This is a genomic window from Pseudomonas tremae (genome assembly GCF_023278125.1).
Taxonomy (GTDB): Bacteria; Pseudomonadota; Gammaproteobacteria; order Pseudomonadales; family Pseudomonadaceae; genus Aquipseudomonas; species Aquipseudomonas tremae.
This window is the reverse complement of the sequence record NZ_CP066270.1, coordinates 25,675-39,694: the sequence shown is the minus strand read 5'-3', so window position 1 is coordinate 39,694 and position 14,020 is coordinate 25,675. Positions and strand designations below refer to the sequence as shown.

At 59.4% G+C, this 14,020-nt stretch carries 14 protein-coding genes; 5 read left to right on the top strand and 9 right to left on the bottom strand.

The window, feature by feature from the left end; translation table 11 throughout:
- Position 1: 1 nt before the first annotated feature.
- From spoT to I9H09_RS00180, 4 genes are all read right to left on the bottom strand, one after another.
- Positions 2 to 2,107 (bottom strand): bifunctional GTP diphosphokinase/guanosine-3',5'-bis pyrophosphate 3'-pyrophosphohydrolase, encoded by a 2,106-nt coding sequence (gene spoT / locus I9H09_RS00195; RefSeq protein WP_005887717.1) that lies wholly within the window; start codon positions 2,105 to 2,107, stop codon positions 2 to 4.
- A 60-nt stretch (positions 2,108 to 2,167) separates the two neighbouring features.
- Positions 2,168 to 2,431: a DNA-directed RNA polymerase subunit omega gene (gene rpoZ, locus I9H09_RS00190; protein ID WP_002551500.1), complete on the bottom strand. Its 264-nt coding sequence runs from the start codon at positions 2,429 to 2,431 to the stop codon at positions 2,168 to 2,170.
- Positions 2,432 to 2,578: 147 nt separating this feature from the next.
- Positions 2,579 to 3,223: a guanylate kinase gene (gmk, locus tag I9H09_RS00185; RefSeq protein ID WP_122324865.1), complete on the bottom strand. Its 645-nt coding sequence runs from the start codon at positions 3,221 to 3,223 to the stop codon at positions 2,579 to 2,581.
- A gap of 13 nt (positions 3,224 to 3,236) precedes the next feature.
- Complete coding sequence (locus tag I9H09_RS00180; RefSeq protein ID WP_122324866.1) at positions 3,237 to 4,100, bottom strand: YicC/YloC family endoribonuclease; 864 nt, start codon at positions 4,098 to 4,100, stop codon at positions 3,237 to 3,239.
- A 304-nt stretch (positions 4,101 to 4,404) separates the two neighbouring features.
- On the opposite strand from I9H09_RS00180, the gene rph reads away from it, so the two are divergent.
- Both rph and I9H09_RS00170 read left to right on the top strand, forming a co-directional pair.
- Positions 4,405 to 5,127, top strand: coding sequence for a ribonuclease PH (gene rph / locus I9H09_RS00175; protein ID WP_005887709.1), 723 nt, complete (start codon positions 4,405 to 4,407; stop codon positions 5,125 to 5,127).
- A gap of 20 nt (positions 5,128 to 5,147) precedes the next feature.
- Entirely contained in the window at positions 5,148 to 5,516 is a 369-nt protein-coding gene (locus I9H09_RS00170) for a DUF4870 domain-containing protein (RefSeq protein WP_005887707.1), read from the top strand.
- An 82-nt stretch (positions 5,517 to 5,598) separates the two neighbouring features.
- Here the strand turns inward: I9H09_RS00170 and I9H09_RS00165 are convergent, their stop codons facing one another.
- Positions 5,599 to 6,378, bottom strand: coding sequence for a catabolite repression control protein Crc (locus I9H09_RS00165; protein WP_236502348.1), 780 nt, complete (start codon positions 6,376 to 6,378; stop codon positions 5,599 to 5,601).
- Between the two features lie 82 nt (positions 6,379 to 6,460).
- Between I9H09_RS00165 and pyrE the strand changes: the two genes are divergently transcribed.
- Complete coding sequence (gene pyrE, locus I9H09_RS00160; RefSeq protein ID WP_005887703.1) at positions 6,461 to 7,102, top strand: orotate phosphoribosyltransferase; 642 nt, start codon at positions 6,461 to 6,463, stop codon at positions 7,100 to 7,102.
- A 10-nt stretch (positions 7,103 to 7,112) separates the two neighbouring features.
- Positions 7,113 to 7,745, top strand: coding sequence for a DUF4124 domain-containing protein (locus I9H09_RS00155; protein WP_122311224.1), 633 nt, complete (start codon positions 7,113 to 7,115; stop codon positions 7,743 to 7,745).
- A gap of 116 nt (positions 7,746 to 7,861) precedes the next feature.
- Here I9H09_RS00155 and argB read toward each other — a convergent pair whose 3' ends face one another.
- From argB to coaBC, 4 genes are read right to left on the bottom strand one after another with little or no spacing between them, the layout of a single operon-like run.
- The gene (gene argB, locus I9H09_RS00150; protein ID WP_005887700.1) at positions 7,862 to 8,767 is read right to left on the bottom strand and encodes an acetylglutamate kinase; all 906 of its coding nucleotides are present in this window, start codon (positions 8,765 to 8,767) and stop codon (positions 7,862 to 7,864) included.
- A gap of 28 nt (positions 8,768 to 8,795) precedes the next feature.
- Positions 8,796 to 11,381: a phosphomannomutase/phosphoglucomutase gene (locus I9H09_RS26935; protein ID WP_183142471.1), complete on the bottom strand. Its 2,586-nt coding sequence runs from the start codon at positions 11,379 to 11,381 to the stop codon at positions 8,796 to 8,798.
- Positions 11,382 to 11,432: 51 nt separating this feature from the next.
- Positions 11,433 to 11,888: a dUTP diphosphatase gene (dut, locus tag I9H09_RS00140; RefSeq protein WP_005887696.1), complete on the bottom strand. Its 456-nt coding sequence runs from the start codon at positions 11,886 to 11,888 to the stop codon at positions 11,433 to 11,435.
- A 6-nt stretch (positions 11,889 to 11,894) separates the two neighbouring features.
- Entirely contained in the window at positions 11,895 to 13,103 is a 1,209-nt protein-coding gene (coaBC, locus tag I9H09_RS00135) for a bifunctional phosphopantothenoylcysteine decarboxylase/phosphopantothenate--cysteine ligase CoaBC (RefSeq protein WP_005887694.1), read from the bottom strand.
- A gap of 134 nt (positions 13,104 to 13,237) precedes the next feature.
- Here coaBC and radC point away from each other — a divergent pair, with 134 nt between their 5' ends.
- Positions 13,238 to 13,912, top strand: coding sequence for a RadC family protein (gene radC, locus I9H09_RS00130; protein WP_122347413.1), 675 nt, complete (start codon positions 13,238 to 13,240; stop codon positions 13,910 to 13,912).
- The last annotated feature ends 108 nt before the right edge of the window (positions 13,913 to 14,020 follow it).

Below are 14,020 nucleotides of genomic sequence, written 5' to 3'. Positions count from 1 at the left end.
CCTACGCGCGCATCCGGGTGATGCGTGTGACACCGGTCAACGCGCGCAGTTTCTTGATCACTCGGGCCAGATGCACGCGATCATGCACGCTGACTACCAGCTGAACCACGCTGATGCGCCCATCGCGTTCGTCCATGCTGATTTTTTCGATGTTGCCGTCCGCGGCGTTGACGCTGCTGGCCAGCAGGGCAATCAGGCCGCGCTGATGCTCCAGTTCGACACGCAATTCGACGTTGAATTCGCCGGTGACGTCCTTGGCCCAGGACAACTGGATGCATTTTTCCGGGTTATGACGGATTTCGCTGATATTGCGGCAGTTATCCAGGTGCACAACCATGCCCTTGCCCGCAGACAGGTGGCCGACAATCGGGTCGCCGGGAATAGGCGTACAGCACTTGGCGTAGCTGAGTACCAGGCCTTCGGTGCCGCGAATGGCCAGCGGACCTTCAGGACTTGGCAATTGATCGCCTTCGCCCAACAAGCGGCGGGCGACCACGTAGGCCATGCGATTGCCCAGACCGATGTCTTCGAGCAGATCCTCGAGCACCTCGACCCGATACTCGCTCAGCACCAGCTGAATACGCTCCGGCGTGACCTTCTCCAGGCTGCATTCAAAACCGTTGAGCACCTTGTTCAACAGCCGCTCACCCAGGTTGATCGACTCGGAGCGACGTTGCAGCTTGAGCGCGTGACGGATATGAGTGCGCGCCTTGCCGGTGACCACAAAGTTCAGCCAGGCCGGATTCGGACGTGCGCCGGGGGCGCTGACAATCTCGACGGTCGAGCCGCTTTGCAGGGGTTCGGACAATGGCGCCAGTCGGCGATTGATGCGGCAGGCAATGCAGCTGTTGCCTACATCGGTATGTACCGCATAAGCGAAGTCCACCGCAGTGGAGCCTTTTGGCAGCTCCATGATTCGGCCTTTCGGCGTGAAAACGTAAACCTCGTCCGGAAACAGGTCGATCTTGACGCTTTCAATGAACTCCAAAGAGTTGCCGGCACGCTGCTGCATTTCAAGCACACCCTTGACCCACTGCCGGGCGCGGGCGTGAGTGCCTTTGGGCTGCTCGTCGTCACTGGATTTGTACAGCCAGTGCGCGGCGATCCCGTTATTGGCCATCTCTTCCATTTCACGAGTGCGGATCTGGATTTCGATAGGCACGCCATGCATGCCGAACAGCGTCGTGTGCAACGACTGATAGCCGTTGGCCTTGGGGATCGCGATGTAATCCTTGAAACGGCCGGGCAGCGGCTTGTACAAATTATGTACAGCACCCAGCACGCGGTAACAGGTATCGACCTTGTCGACGATGATACGGAACGCATAAACGTCCATGATCTCGTTGAAAGCGCGGCGCTTGCCGCGCATCTTCTTGTAGATACCGTAGAGGTGTTTCTGGCGACCGCTGACATCGCCTTCAATACCGTCCACTGCCAGGCAATGGCTCAGCGACTCTTCAATCTTGTTGACCAGCTCCTTGCGATTACCCCTGGCGCGCTTGACCGCCTGGTTGATTCGCGAGGAACGCATCGGGTACATGGCCTTGAAACCCAGGTCCTCGAATTCGATACGCACGTTGTGCATGCCCAGCCTGTTGGCGATGGGGGCATAGATTTCGAGGGTTTCCTTAGCGATACGGCGACGTTTTTCGCCGGAAAGGACTTCCAGCGTGCGCATGTTATGCAGACGGTCGGCGAGCTTGACCAGAATCACGCGAATATCACGCGCCATGGCCATGGCCATTTTCTGGAAGTTTTCTGCCTGGGCTTCGGCCTTGGTCTCGAAATTCATCTGGGTCAGTTTGCTGACCCCGTCGACCAGTTCCGCAACGGTCTCGCCAAATTGGGCGCTGAGCGCTTCCTTGGCAATACCGGTGTCTTCGATGACGTCATGCAGCATCGCGGCCATCAGGCTCTGATGGTCCATGTGCATGTCAGCAAGAATATTGGCCACCGCAAGAGGATGGGTGACGTAGGCCTCACCGCTGCGACGGCGCTGACCATCGTGGGCTTGTTCGGCGTAGAAATACGCTCGGCGGACCAGATTGACCTGGTCCTTGCCGAGGTAGGCCGACAGTCTGTCGGCGAGGGCGTCTATGCTCGGCAAGGCGCTACCCCCTGCCAATGGCTTTTACCCTGCGCCGTACTACGTCGACCCGGCATAGGCTTAGACGGCCTCGTTGGACTCGTCCTCGAACGCTGCGAACAATGGTTCATCTTCAACGATTTCGGCTTCTGCGATTACAGCGTAATCCATCAGGCCAGCCGCGATTTCGCGCAGTGCCATAACGGTAGGCTTGTCGTTTTCCCACGCCAGCTTTGGTTCTTTGCCGCCGGTTGCCAGTTGACGGGCACGCTTTGTAGAGAGCATGACCAGCTCAAAGCGGTTATCCACGTGTTCTAGGCAGTCTTCAACGGTTACGCGGGCCATGGGTATTCCTCGTAGCAAATGCGGATGCGCGATGCCCGGATGGGCGAGCGGACTCGGTAGTTTACAAGCGGACAGCATCATGCATCAAGCGGCACGCCACCAACGGCATGCTTTTAACCTGTTGCCTGCTGTCCGAAAACGACTCGATCAGGCCAGTAACTCCTGAAAAAGCTCACTGTATTGTTCTTCCTGATGCTGCTGGGTAAGGCGATTGGCGCGAAAAATAGCCTTCAGGTCTTCCAGCGCACCGGCAAAATCATCATTCACCACAACGTATTCGTACTCGCTGTAATGACTCATTTCGCTGACCGCTTCGCGCATACGCGCCTCGATGATCTCATCGCTGTCCTGGCCCCGGTTGGTCAGGCGCTGACGCAGTGCCTGCTGGGTGGGCGGCAGAATGAAGATCGAGCGAGCCTGCGGCATCTGCGCGCGAACCTGCCGTGCGCCCTGCCAGTCGATTTCCAGAATCAGGTCATGACCTTCATCCAGCGTCTGCTGCAGATGGCTTTGCGAGGTGCCGTACAGATTACCGAACACCTCGGCCTGCTCAAGAAAGTCGCCATGCTCGATCATGCGCAAGAACTCGGCACGATCGACGAAGTTATAGTTCACGCCATCCACTTCACCGGGGCGCATGGCACGCGTGGTGTGCGAGACCGAGACGCGAATCTTTGCCTGCGCGCCGTGCTGGGGCTCTTGCTGAGCGTCCATCAGGGCCTTGACCAGGCTGGTCTTGCCCGCGCCGGACGGGGCGGAAATGATATACAGGGTACCGGTGATATGGTTCATGTCAGGTTCAGCCTTACTCAATATTCTGCACTTGCTCACGCATCTGCTCGATCAACACTTTAAGGTTGACGGCAGCCTGCGTGCTGCGTGGGTCAAAGGCCTTGGAGCCCAGAGTGTTCGCTTCGCGGTTAAGCTCTTGCATCAGGAAATCAAGACGGCGACCCGCCTGGCCACCAGTCTTGAGCACGCGACGCACTTCGGTAACGTGTGTGCTGAGGCGGTCCAGCTCTTCGGCAACGTCGCTTTTCTGCGCCAGCAGAACCATTTCCTGCTCAAGTCGCTGAGGATCCAGCTCGGCCTTCATGTCGGCAAAGCGATCCAGGATTTTCTGGCGCTGGGCCGCCAGCATCTGAGGCACCAGTGTGCGCAGGGTAGCGACCTCCTGAACGATGGAAGACAATCGCTCATCCAGCAATCTGGCCAGGTCTGCGCCTTCGCGACCACGGCCATTCTTCAGTTCGCTCAGCGCTTCATTGAACAGCGCCAACGCTTCGGTATTCAGCGCCTGAGGGTCGCTGGCGTCGGCGACCAGTACGCCCGGCCACGCCAAAACCTCAAGAGGGTTCAAGGCGGCAGGCTGCTTGATCAAGCCGGCAACCGACTCGGCGGCGGCGATCAACTGGGCTGCGCGCTCGCGATCCACTTGCAGCGGTTTGCCGGCGGTTTCCTCGACAAAGCGCAGCGTGCATTCAACCTTGCCACGCGACAGGCCCTGACGCAGGGCTTCACGAATAGCACTTTCCAGATCGCGAAACGACTCAGGCAGACGCAGATGAGGCTCGAGGTAACGGTGATTGACCGAGCGCAACTCCCAGCTCAGTGTGCCCTGGGCGCCAGCCCGCTCTACTCGGGCAAAGGCAGTCATGCTGTGCACCATGGGAAGTACCTCTTTTTCAGTTCAGGTGGTTCAGCTTAAGGGCGCGAAAGAGCGGCCGTCACGGATGCGCGCGAGCCGACAGGCTGCAGAGGCGCAGGATTGTAGCGCAGTGCAGCGCAGGCTCCCAATCCGACAGTGCGACAAGTGATGCGAGGCACTGTGATTGGGTTCGCATTCGCCCTGAAAGCCCTTGCCCAGAGCGTCTTGCATCCTTCTACTCGGCCCGGGCGACTTTAGAGATGCCCTGTTTCAGCTATGGCCTCTATAATGACCGACAGTTTTCCGTCTCAGTACAGGTGTCCAGATGAAACGTCCAAGTGGTCGCGCCGCCGATCAGCTCCGCTCGATCCGCATCACCCGCAACTACACCAAACACGCCGAGGGTTCTGTACTGGTGGAGTTTGGTGATACCAAGGTGATCTGCACCGTCAGCGTCGAAAACGGCGTGCCGCGCTTCCTCAAGGGCCAGGGTCAGGGCTGGCTGACTGCCGAATACGGCATGCTGCCGCGTGCGACCGGCGAACGTAACCAGCGTGAAGCCAGCCGCGGCAAGCAAGGCGGGCGGACCCTTGAAATTCAGCGTCTGATCGGTCGTTCGCTGCGCGCTGCACTGGACATGTCCAAGCTGGGCGACGTCACCCTGTATGTCGACTGCGATGTCATTCAGGCCGACGGCGGCACGCGCACGGCATCCATCACCGGTGCAATGGTGGCTCTGGCAGATGCGCTGAAAGTGATCAAGAAGCGTGGCGGCCTGAAAGGCGGCGATCCGCTCAAGCAGATGATCGCAGCAGTGTCGGTCGGCATGTATCAAGGCGAGCCGGTCCTTGACCTCGACTACCTCGAAGACTCCGCTGCCGAAACCGACCTGAACGTGGTCATGACCAGCGAAGGCGGCTTCATCGAGATCCAGGGCACGGCCGAAGGTGCGCCGTTCCAGCCTGAAGAACTGAACGCGATGCTCGCGCTGGCGAAGAAGGGCATGAACGAGTTGTTCGAATTGCAGCGCGCCGCACTGGCCGACTGATACACACCAGGAGTCTGAAAATGAGCGACAGCCTGCAACCGTTGAGTAAACCGCCGCAAAGCGCTCGTCAGTGGGCGATGTTCTGTCACTTGGCAGCATTTGCCGGGCTGATGTTCCCGTTCGGCAACTTGCTGGGGCCGTTGATTATCTGGCAGTTGAAGAAAGACTCCGACCCGTTTATCGATGCGCAAGGCAAGGAAGCGCTCAATTTTCAGATCACGGTAGCCATTGCAGCGACCATCAGCATGCTGTTGGTACTGCTGGTCATCGGCTTTGCGCTGTTGACGCTGGTAGGCATTGGCGCCTCAGTGCTGGCGATCATCGCCGGGGTGAAAGCCAACGACGGTGTGGATTATCGCTATCCGTTTACCTGGCGCCTGATCAAGTAGCTTTAAAGAAGCTTTCATTGCAGGCAACGCGAAAAAGCCGACTTCAAGTCGGCTTTTTCGTGTGTGCTGCCTTACCTGACTATCAGATAGTCAGGGTCCAGTCGTAATCCACGATCAATGGCGCGTGCTGCGAGAAGCGCGGTTGACGCGGCAGACGGGCGCTACGCACAAAACGGCGCAGGCCTGGTGTCAGGATCTGATAATCGAAGCGCCAGCCCAGATTCAGAATCTCGGCCTGTTCGTTATCCGGCCACCAGCTGTACTGATCACCTTCGCGACTGACTTCACGCAGCGCGTCCACGTAACCCATTGTGCCGACAATCTCGTCCATCCAGGCGCGCTCAGGCGCCAGGAAACCAGGAGATTGCTGGCTGTCACGCCAGTTCTTGACGTCGAGCTTCTGCTGCGCCACGTAGAGCGACCCGCAGTAGATGTATTCGCGGCGCTTGCGGCGCTGCTTGTCCATGTACTTGCCAAAGTCGTCCATGAGCTTGAATTTCTGATTCAGGTCTTCATCGCCGCTCATCCCCGAAGGAAAGAGCAGGGTTGCGATACTGACCTTGTCGAAATCTGCTTGCAGGTAGCGCCCGTAGCGGTCGGCTGTCTCGAAGCCGAGACCACTGATTACTGCCTTCGGCTGCAACCGCGAATAAAGCGCCACACCGCCCTGAGCAGGGACTTCGGCTTCGCAGGCATAGAGGAAGTAACCATCCAGCTGAAAGGCTGGATCATCCAGTTCAAAGGCGGAGGCGCGGGTGTCCTGTAAGCAGATGACGTCGGCATTCTGAGCTTGCAGCCAGCTGAGCAACCCACGCTCGACCGCAGCCTGAATGCCATTTACGTTCACACTGATGATCCGCATAAATGGCCCCAAAAATCACGTGCGTGTATGATACCCGAGCTCTACCTAATTAGCTAAATCCGTGGTATTCGGGGCTTTTTTCATGCAAGCGTATCAGCGCGATTTCATTCGTTTTGCCATCGATCGTGGTGTTCTGCGCTTCGGTGAGTTCACTCTAAAGTCAGGGCGCACAAGCCCGTACTTCTTCAATGCAGGGCTGTTCAACACCGGCTCGGCGCTGGCTCAGCTGGGTCGTTTCTACGCGGCGGCAGTGGTTGAAAGCGGTATTTCCTTCGACGTGCTGTTCGGCCCGGCCTACAAGGGCATTCCACTGGCCTCAGCAACAGCCGTGGCACTGGCCGAGCATCATGACCTGGACCTGCCGTGGTGCTTCAACCGCAAGGAAGCCAAGGCGCACGGCGAAGGGGGCAGCCTGGTCGGCTCTCCGCTGGCGGGCAACGTGCTGATCATCGACGACGTGATCACCGCCGGCACTGCAATCCGCGAAGTCATGCAGATCATCAAGGACCAGAACGCAACGGCGGCTGGCGTGCTGATCGCGCTCAATCGCCAGGAGCGCGGCAATGGTGAGTTGTCGGCCATTCAGGAAGTCGAGCGCGACTTCGGCATTCCGGTGGTGAGCATCGTGTCGTTGAATCAGGTGCTCGAGTTCCTGGCCGATGACCCGCAACTCAAACAGCATTTGCCTGCGGTTGAGGCTTATCGCACACAATACGGAATCTGAGGACAGGCCTATGGCTGTCGGCGGCAAGGTGCAGGTTTCGGGCTCAGGTACGCTGAGCATTTTGAAGGTCTGGCTGGCTCTGGCCATGCTTGCGCCCTTTCTCGCCCAGGCTGCCGATGCGCCTGAATCCCGCTTGTACCGTTATGTCGACAGTCGCGGCGTGACAGTGATCGATACACAAGGGGTGCCGCCCGACTATGTGGCCAAAGGCTATGAAGTGCTCAACGGCCGTGGCCGGGTGATTCAGGTCGTACCGCCCGCGCCCACTGCGGAGCAGATTCGCCAGTCCGAAGCCGACAAGCGCCAGACCGCCGCCGACGCACAGTTGCTGAGCCTGTACAGCAGCGTGGCAGAGGTGGACCGCGTGAGGGCCCGCAAACTGGCCGAACTGGATGCGCTGGTTGGCGTTGCCCAAGGCAATATTCAAGGGCTGGCGGCCCAGCAGCGCAGCCTGCAAAGCCAGGCCGCGGACCAGGAGCGTGCGGGACGCCCTGTTCAGCAGGCACTTGTCGATCAATTGAGTGACCTGCGTGACCAACAGCAAAAGCTGCAGTCCGATATCGCCGGGTATCAGGCGGCACGTGCGCAAGCCGAAGCGGACTTCGCCAAGGATCGGGTACGCGTACAGCGGCTGACTCAATGACCTGACACAGAGCCTCCAGAACCGCATGCCTACGCGGAGCATTGGCGCGATAGTGACCTCAGCCAAAAAGGCCCCGTGAGTGTCAACTCACAGGGCCTTTGGGTGTCATGCCTGGATCAATGCCGCTTGCGATTGGTGATCTGGGTGCCGACACCGCTGTCGGTGAAGATCTCCAGCAAGACCGCATTGGGCACTCGACCATCGATGATGTGCGAGCTATTGACCCCGCCCTGAACCGCTTCTAGCGCGCAGCGAATCTTCGGCAGCATGCCACCATAGATAGTGCCGTCAGCGATCAGGCTGTCTACCTGCTCGGTATTCAGACCGGTCAGGACTTCGCCCTGCTTGTTCATCAGCCCGGCGATATTGGTCAGCAGGATCAGCTTCTCGGCCTTCAGGGCCTCGGCAACCTTGCCCGCCACCAGATCGGCGTTGATGTTGTAGGACTCGCCATCCGGACCCACGCCGATAGGCGCGATCACCGGAATGAAATCCCCTTTGACCAGCATGTTGAGCAAGCCGATATTAACGCCGACCACTTCGCCCACCTGGCCGATGTCGATGATTTCGGGCTTGGTCATCTCTGGCGTCTGACGCGTGACGATGAGCTTCTTCGCACGAATCAGCTCAGCGTCCTTGCCGGTCAGACCGATAGCACTGCCGCCATGCCGGTTGATCAGGTTGACGATGTCCTTGTTGACCTGACCGCCCAGCACCATCTCCACGACATCCATGGTCTGCGCGTCGGTAACACGCATGCCGTCGATGAAATGACTCTCGATGGACAGTCGCTTGAGCAGATCACCGATCTGCGGACCGCCGCCATGAACCACGACCGGGTTGATACCGACCGCTTTCATCAACACGATGTCACGCGCAAAGCCGGTCTTCAGCTCCTCGCTCTCCATGGCGTTGCCGCCGTACTTGATAACCAGCGTCTTGCCGACAAAGCGGCGAATGTACGGCAGTGCTTCGGAAAGGACCTTGGCTACATTAGAGGCGGCATCGCGTTCGAGGGTCATTCAGAGCTCCAGTCAAAAGGAAAAACAATCAAAATGGCAGGTCGAGATCCGGCGCGACTTTTTTCAGCTCGGCGTGGAACACGTCCTTGATACGCTGCAACTCAGCCTCGGTTTCGGCTTCGAAACGCAGCACCAGTACCGGCGTGGTATTGGAAGCACGAACCAGACCCCAACCCTTCGGATAGTCCACGCGGACACCGTCGATAGTGGTCAGTTTGGCTTCGCCCCATTGCGCGTCTTTTTCAAGGGCCTCAATGATGCTGAACTTGGTGTGATCCGTCACCTTGATGTTGATTTCCGGCGTCGAAATATCGTTCGGGAAGGTTTCGAACAAGTCTTCGGCGTTGGCCGATTCCTGGCTGAGGATCTCCAGCAGGCGTGCGGCGCTGTAGATACCGTCATCGAAACCGAACCAGCGTTCCTTGAAGAAGATGTGGCCGCTCATTTCACCTGCCAGCAGCGCGCCGCTTTTCTTCATTTCTTTCTTGATCAGCGAGTGACCGGTTTTCCACATCACCGGACGGCCACCGTGCTCGCTGATCAGCGGCGTCAGGCGACGAGTGCATTTGACGTCGAAGATGATGTCGGCGCCCGGATTGCGCTTGAGCACGTCCAGGGCAAACAGCATCAACAAACGGTCCGGATAGACCACATTGCCTGCGTTGGTCACGACGCCGACACGGTCGCCATCACCATCAAAAGCCAGCCCCAGGTCGGCGCCGGTTTCCTTGACCTTGGCGATCAGGTCCTGCAGGTTTTCCAGCTTGCCTGGATCCGGGTGGTGGTTAGGGAAGTTGCCATCCACCTCGGCGAACAGGGAAATCACTTCGCAACCCAGCGCTTCGATCAGTTGCGGAGCGATCACGCCCGCTGCGCCGTTGCCGCAATCGACCACGACCTTGAGCTTGCGCGCCAGGACGATGTCGTCCTTGATCTGCTTGAAGTAGCGATCAAGGATGTCGACTTTGGTGATGCTGCCTTTCTGCGAGGTCAGGTTGTTGGTCTTGATGCGCTCGTGCAGCGCCTGAATCTGTTCGTTGGCCAGGGTATCGCCAGCGATGACGATCTTGAAGCCGTTGTAGTCCTTCGGGTTGTGGCTGCCGGTCAGCATCACACCGGTCTTGCCGGCCAGCACGTTGGCTGCGTAATACAGCGCAGGAGTTGGCACCAGACCGACATCGCTGACGTGGCAACCGCTGTCATGCAGGCCCTGGATCAGTTGCTGCACCAGCTCCGGACCGGACAGGCGACCATCGCGGCCAACGCTGACATTGGGCTCGTTCTGCGCCAGGCTCTCGGAACCTATGGCACGGCCGATCCAGTAGGCGGTTTCAGCGCTGAGGGTGTCCCCGACCACGCCACGAATGTCATAGGCGCGAAAAATGGTCTCGGGAAGATTGGGTGCCACGGATGCTGGGCTGTTCATAGCGAGGGGATGCTCCGATCTCAGGAAGTCCTGGTTTTCGTCGAGAAGGTCGATATCTAGAATATCGGTATCTTGAAACAGTGGATCAGCCCAGTCGGTGCGCGATGCAGCGACGGCGGACGAAGCACTGCCTTGGGTAATATCTGCATCGCGCTGCTCGCCCGCAGTAGAGGCAGGCATTGCCTGAGGCTGACTACGAAGCGAAACGCGAGCGAGCGCCTGAGCCAGACCACTGAGGGCTGGAAGGCTCAAACCGAAGGGTTTGACGGCTTTTCCGCCTGAGAGTTCTTGAAGCAGCTGATCCAGCTGCCGGGCATCGGCACAAATGCGACGCTGCAACGCTCGCTCATTGAGATGCAGGCCAAGCAATACGCCAGCTGCAGCGATAACCAGCGCCAACAGCAAGAGCAGGATGGAAGGCGAGTTTTTCAACGCAGGGCCCGGCGTGAACTCGAGTTTCCAGCCGGGATAACCCGTATCGAACGCTTGGGGCTTGTCATCGCCCGCTTGCCCGCGCTGCAGGAAAACCTGAGCAGGACCATTGCCGAACTGCTGACTGAGCACAATCTGCCCGGCCTCGGCAGGGATAGTCGGCAAAGCGTTGAGCAGGCGATTCAGGTCGAAGGCCAATAACAATGTGCCAGCGACCGGCTGATTAACAGCTGCGCGCACTGGCGCTGCGCTGTAGATCAACCATCGCTCACCGACCTTGCGAGCTTCAGGGCTGACGATGTCACCTTGCGCAGCCTTGTTCAGCATATCCAGCGTGGCGAAGCTGACTGGCAGGGCGCCTTGCGTATCAACATCGGCAAGGCCCTTGGGGTACAGCCGCGCGCCAGCCATACCGTCCCAACGGGTGAGGCGGTCCTGCGCTGCCACCAATACCAAGGCGTCATTGCCTTGCAGCGCCTGAACGAGCGCGGCGCCAGAGGCTGCTGCCTGGGTGTCGGCATTGATCTGCCGGAGCGCCACACCAATGGCTGCCGCCTGACTGCCGCCCCATGCCTGGGCCAACTGGCCCTGCTGCTGCGGGCTGGTCATCAAGGCCAACCAGACCAGCGCCGCTGCCACGATCAAGCCGATTGCCGCAGGTACGATGCCTGGGGCGAGCGCGTTGAGACTCGCAGCCGGAGGAGCGTTATCGGCGGGTGCAGCTTGCTTTGAAGCGTTGCGTTGACTGCCTTTCACCGACCTCTCCCTGAGCCATGCCAAAGAACCGGATTATTCGCCGAATGGCGATCAATGACTGCCGGAATGGCCGAAACCACCTGCGCCGCGCTGACTTTCGTCAAAGTCTTCGACCAGCTCGAAGTGCGCCTGCACGACAGGCACCAGCACCAGTTGCGCAAGACGCTCACCGACCGCAATCCTGAATGCAGTCTGACCCCGGTTCCAGCACGACACCATCAGTTCGCCCTGATAATCGGAGTCGATCAGGCCGACCAGATTACCCAGCACGATGCCGTGTTTGTGACCCAGGCCGGAGCGCGGCAGGATCAGCGCAGCGAGACCAGGATCGCCGATGTAGATCGACAGGCCGGTAGGGATCAGCAAGGTCTGACCGGGTTCGAGGACGGTGTCTTCCTTGAGCATGGCACGCAGGTCGAGACCTGCCGAGCCAACGGTGGCGTAAGCCGGGAGCGGAAATTCGTTGCCAATGCGGGGGTCGAGGATCTTGGCTTGTAGAGCGTGCATTCGTAGTTAAACCTGATTCATGCGGTCGGCGATAAAAGTGATCAGCTGGCGAGCAATCTTGGCCTTGCTGGTCTGGGTAAAAAGCGTTGCGTGCAACGCCCGGTCGATCACGCTGCAAGCGTTCTCTTCACTGTTGAAACCGATGCTGGGGTTAGCCACATCGTTGGCAACAATGAGGTCGAGGTTCTTGTCCTTCAGCTTGCGTGCAGCATAGTCGAGAAGGTGTTCGGTCTCGGCAGCGAAGCCAACGCTGAAGGGGCGATCCGGGCGGGTGGCGATGGTCGCCAGAATATCCGGATTACGGACCATCTGCAGCAGCAGGCCGTCACCATTCGTAGGGTCTTTCTTGAGTTTGTGCGGGGCGATGACTTCCGGGCGGTAGTCAGCCACGGCTGCGGAGGATATGAACAGATCACAGGGAATGGCCGCCTCACAGGCCGCCAGCATGTCCCGAGCGCTGACCACATCGATGCGTGAGACACGGTCAGGCGTTGGCAGACTGACTGGACCTGTTATCAGCGTAACCCGCGCACCTGCCTCTACAGCCGCTTCAGCCAGGGCGAAACCCATCTTGCCGGAGCTGTGGTTGGTGATGTAACGCACCGGGTCGATGTTTTCCTGAGTAGGGCCTGCGGTAATCAGCACGTGCTTGCCGGTCAGGCTCTGGCGCTGGAAGCAATCGGCTGCGCACTGAGCCAGATCGTCGGCCTCGAGCATGCGGCCGAAACCGACATCGCCACACGCCTGACTGCCCGAGGCCGGGCCGAAAACGCGAAAGTCGCGCGTTTCGAGGAGGCGGGTGTTGGCCTGCACGGATGCGTCACGCCACATCGCCTGGTTCATCGCCGGGGCGATGGCAACGGTGGCGTCGGTGGCGAGCACGATGGTGGTCAGCAGATCATTGGCGATGCCTTGAGCCAGACGCGCGATCAGGTCGGCGGTGGCAGGGGCGATCAGGATCAGGTCGGCCCATTTGGCCAGCTCTATGTGCCCCATCGCAGCTTCGGCTGCCGGGTCGAGAAGGTCCAGATGCACGGGATGCCCGGACAGTGCCTGCATGGTCAGCGGTGTGATGAACTCCGCCCCGCCCTTGGTCATGACGACACGCACTTCAGCGCCCTGATCGCGCAGACGGCGGACCAGTTCGGCGCTCTTGTAGGCCGCGATGCCGCCGCCGACGCCCAGCACGATGCGTTTTCGATACAGCCGCTGCATAGACCTGCCTTTGTGATCGAGTGAGTACGCGACGGCCATGACGCCTCCCCAGGCCAGATCGACGCGCAAAAAGATGGGCTAAGATAGCACAGCGACCGCGCTGGAACAGCGGTGCCCAAACACATGGAGGTGCTATGAGTATTCGCAGTTGGCCCGTGGCCGAACGCCCGCGGGAACGCTTGTTGGAGCTAGGGGCGGCGAGCCTTTCGGACGCCGAATTGCTGGCGATCTTTTTACGCACCGGGGTGGCCGGAAAAAGCGCTGTAGACCTCGCGCGTCACCTTCTGAATCAATTCGACGGGCTCAGATCGTTACTGGATGCCGACCTGACCACGTTTACCTCTCAGCTGGGTCTGGGGCCTGCGAAGTTCGCCCAGTTACAAGCGGTAATGGAAATGGCACGACGGCACATGGCCGAGGCACTGCGTCGTGACTCAGCGCTGGAAAATCCGGCTCAGGTGCGTAATTACCTCAAGGCCCAGCTAAGGCACGAACCCCATGAAGTCTTTGCCTGCCTGTTTCTGGACAACAAGCACCGGGTCATGAACTTCGAGATACTGTTCCGGGGAACGATCAATGCGTCTTACGTGCATCCACGCCAAGTGGTGAAGCGCGCGCTGGCGCACAACGCTGCCAGCCTGATCCTCTGCCACAACCACCCCTCGGGCATCACCACCCCCAGCCGCTCCGGCATCGACCTGACCAAGCGCCTCAAGGAAGCACTCTTGCTGGTGGACGTGCATGTGCTTGACCACGTGATCGTGGGGGACGGCGAGCCGCTGTCGATGGTGGAACGCGGGCTGATGTAGCGCAGGGCACGACAGGGCGGCGCTCGGATTATCGTTACCACGCTTTGCATGGTAATGCCGTTCTGGGCGCTCTGCGTCCGGTCTTCAGATGGGGCGTGCCAATGCAGG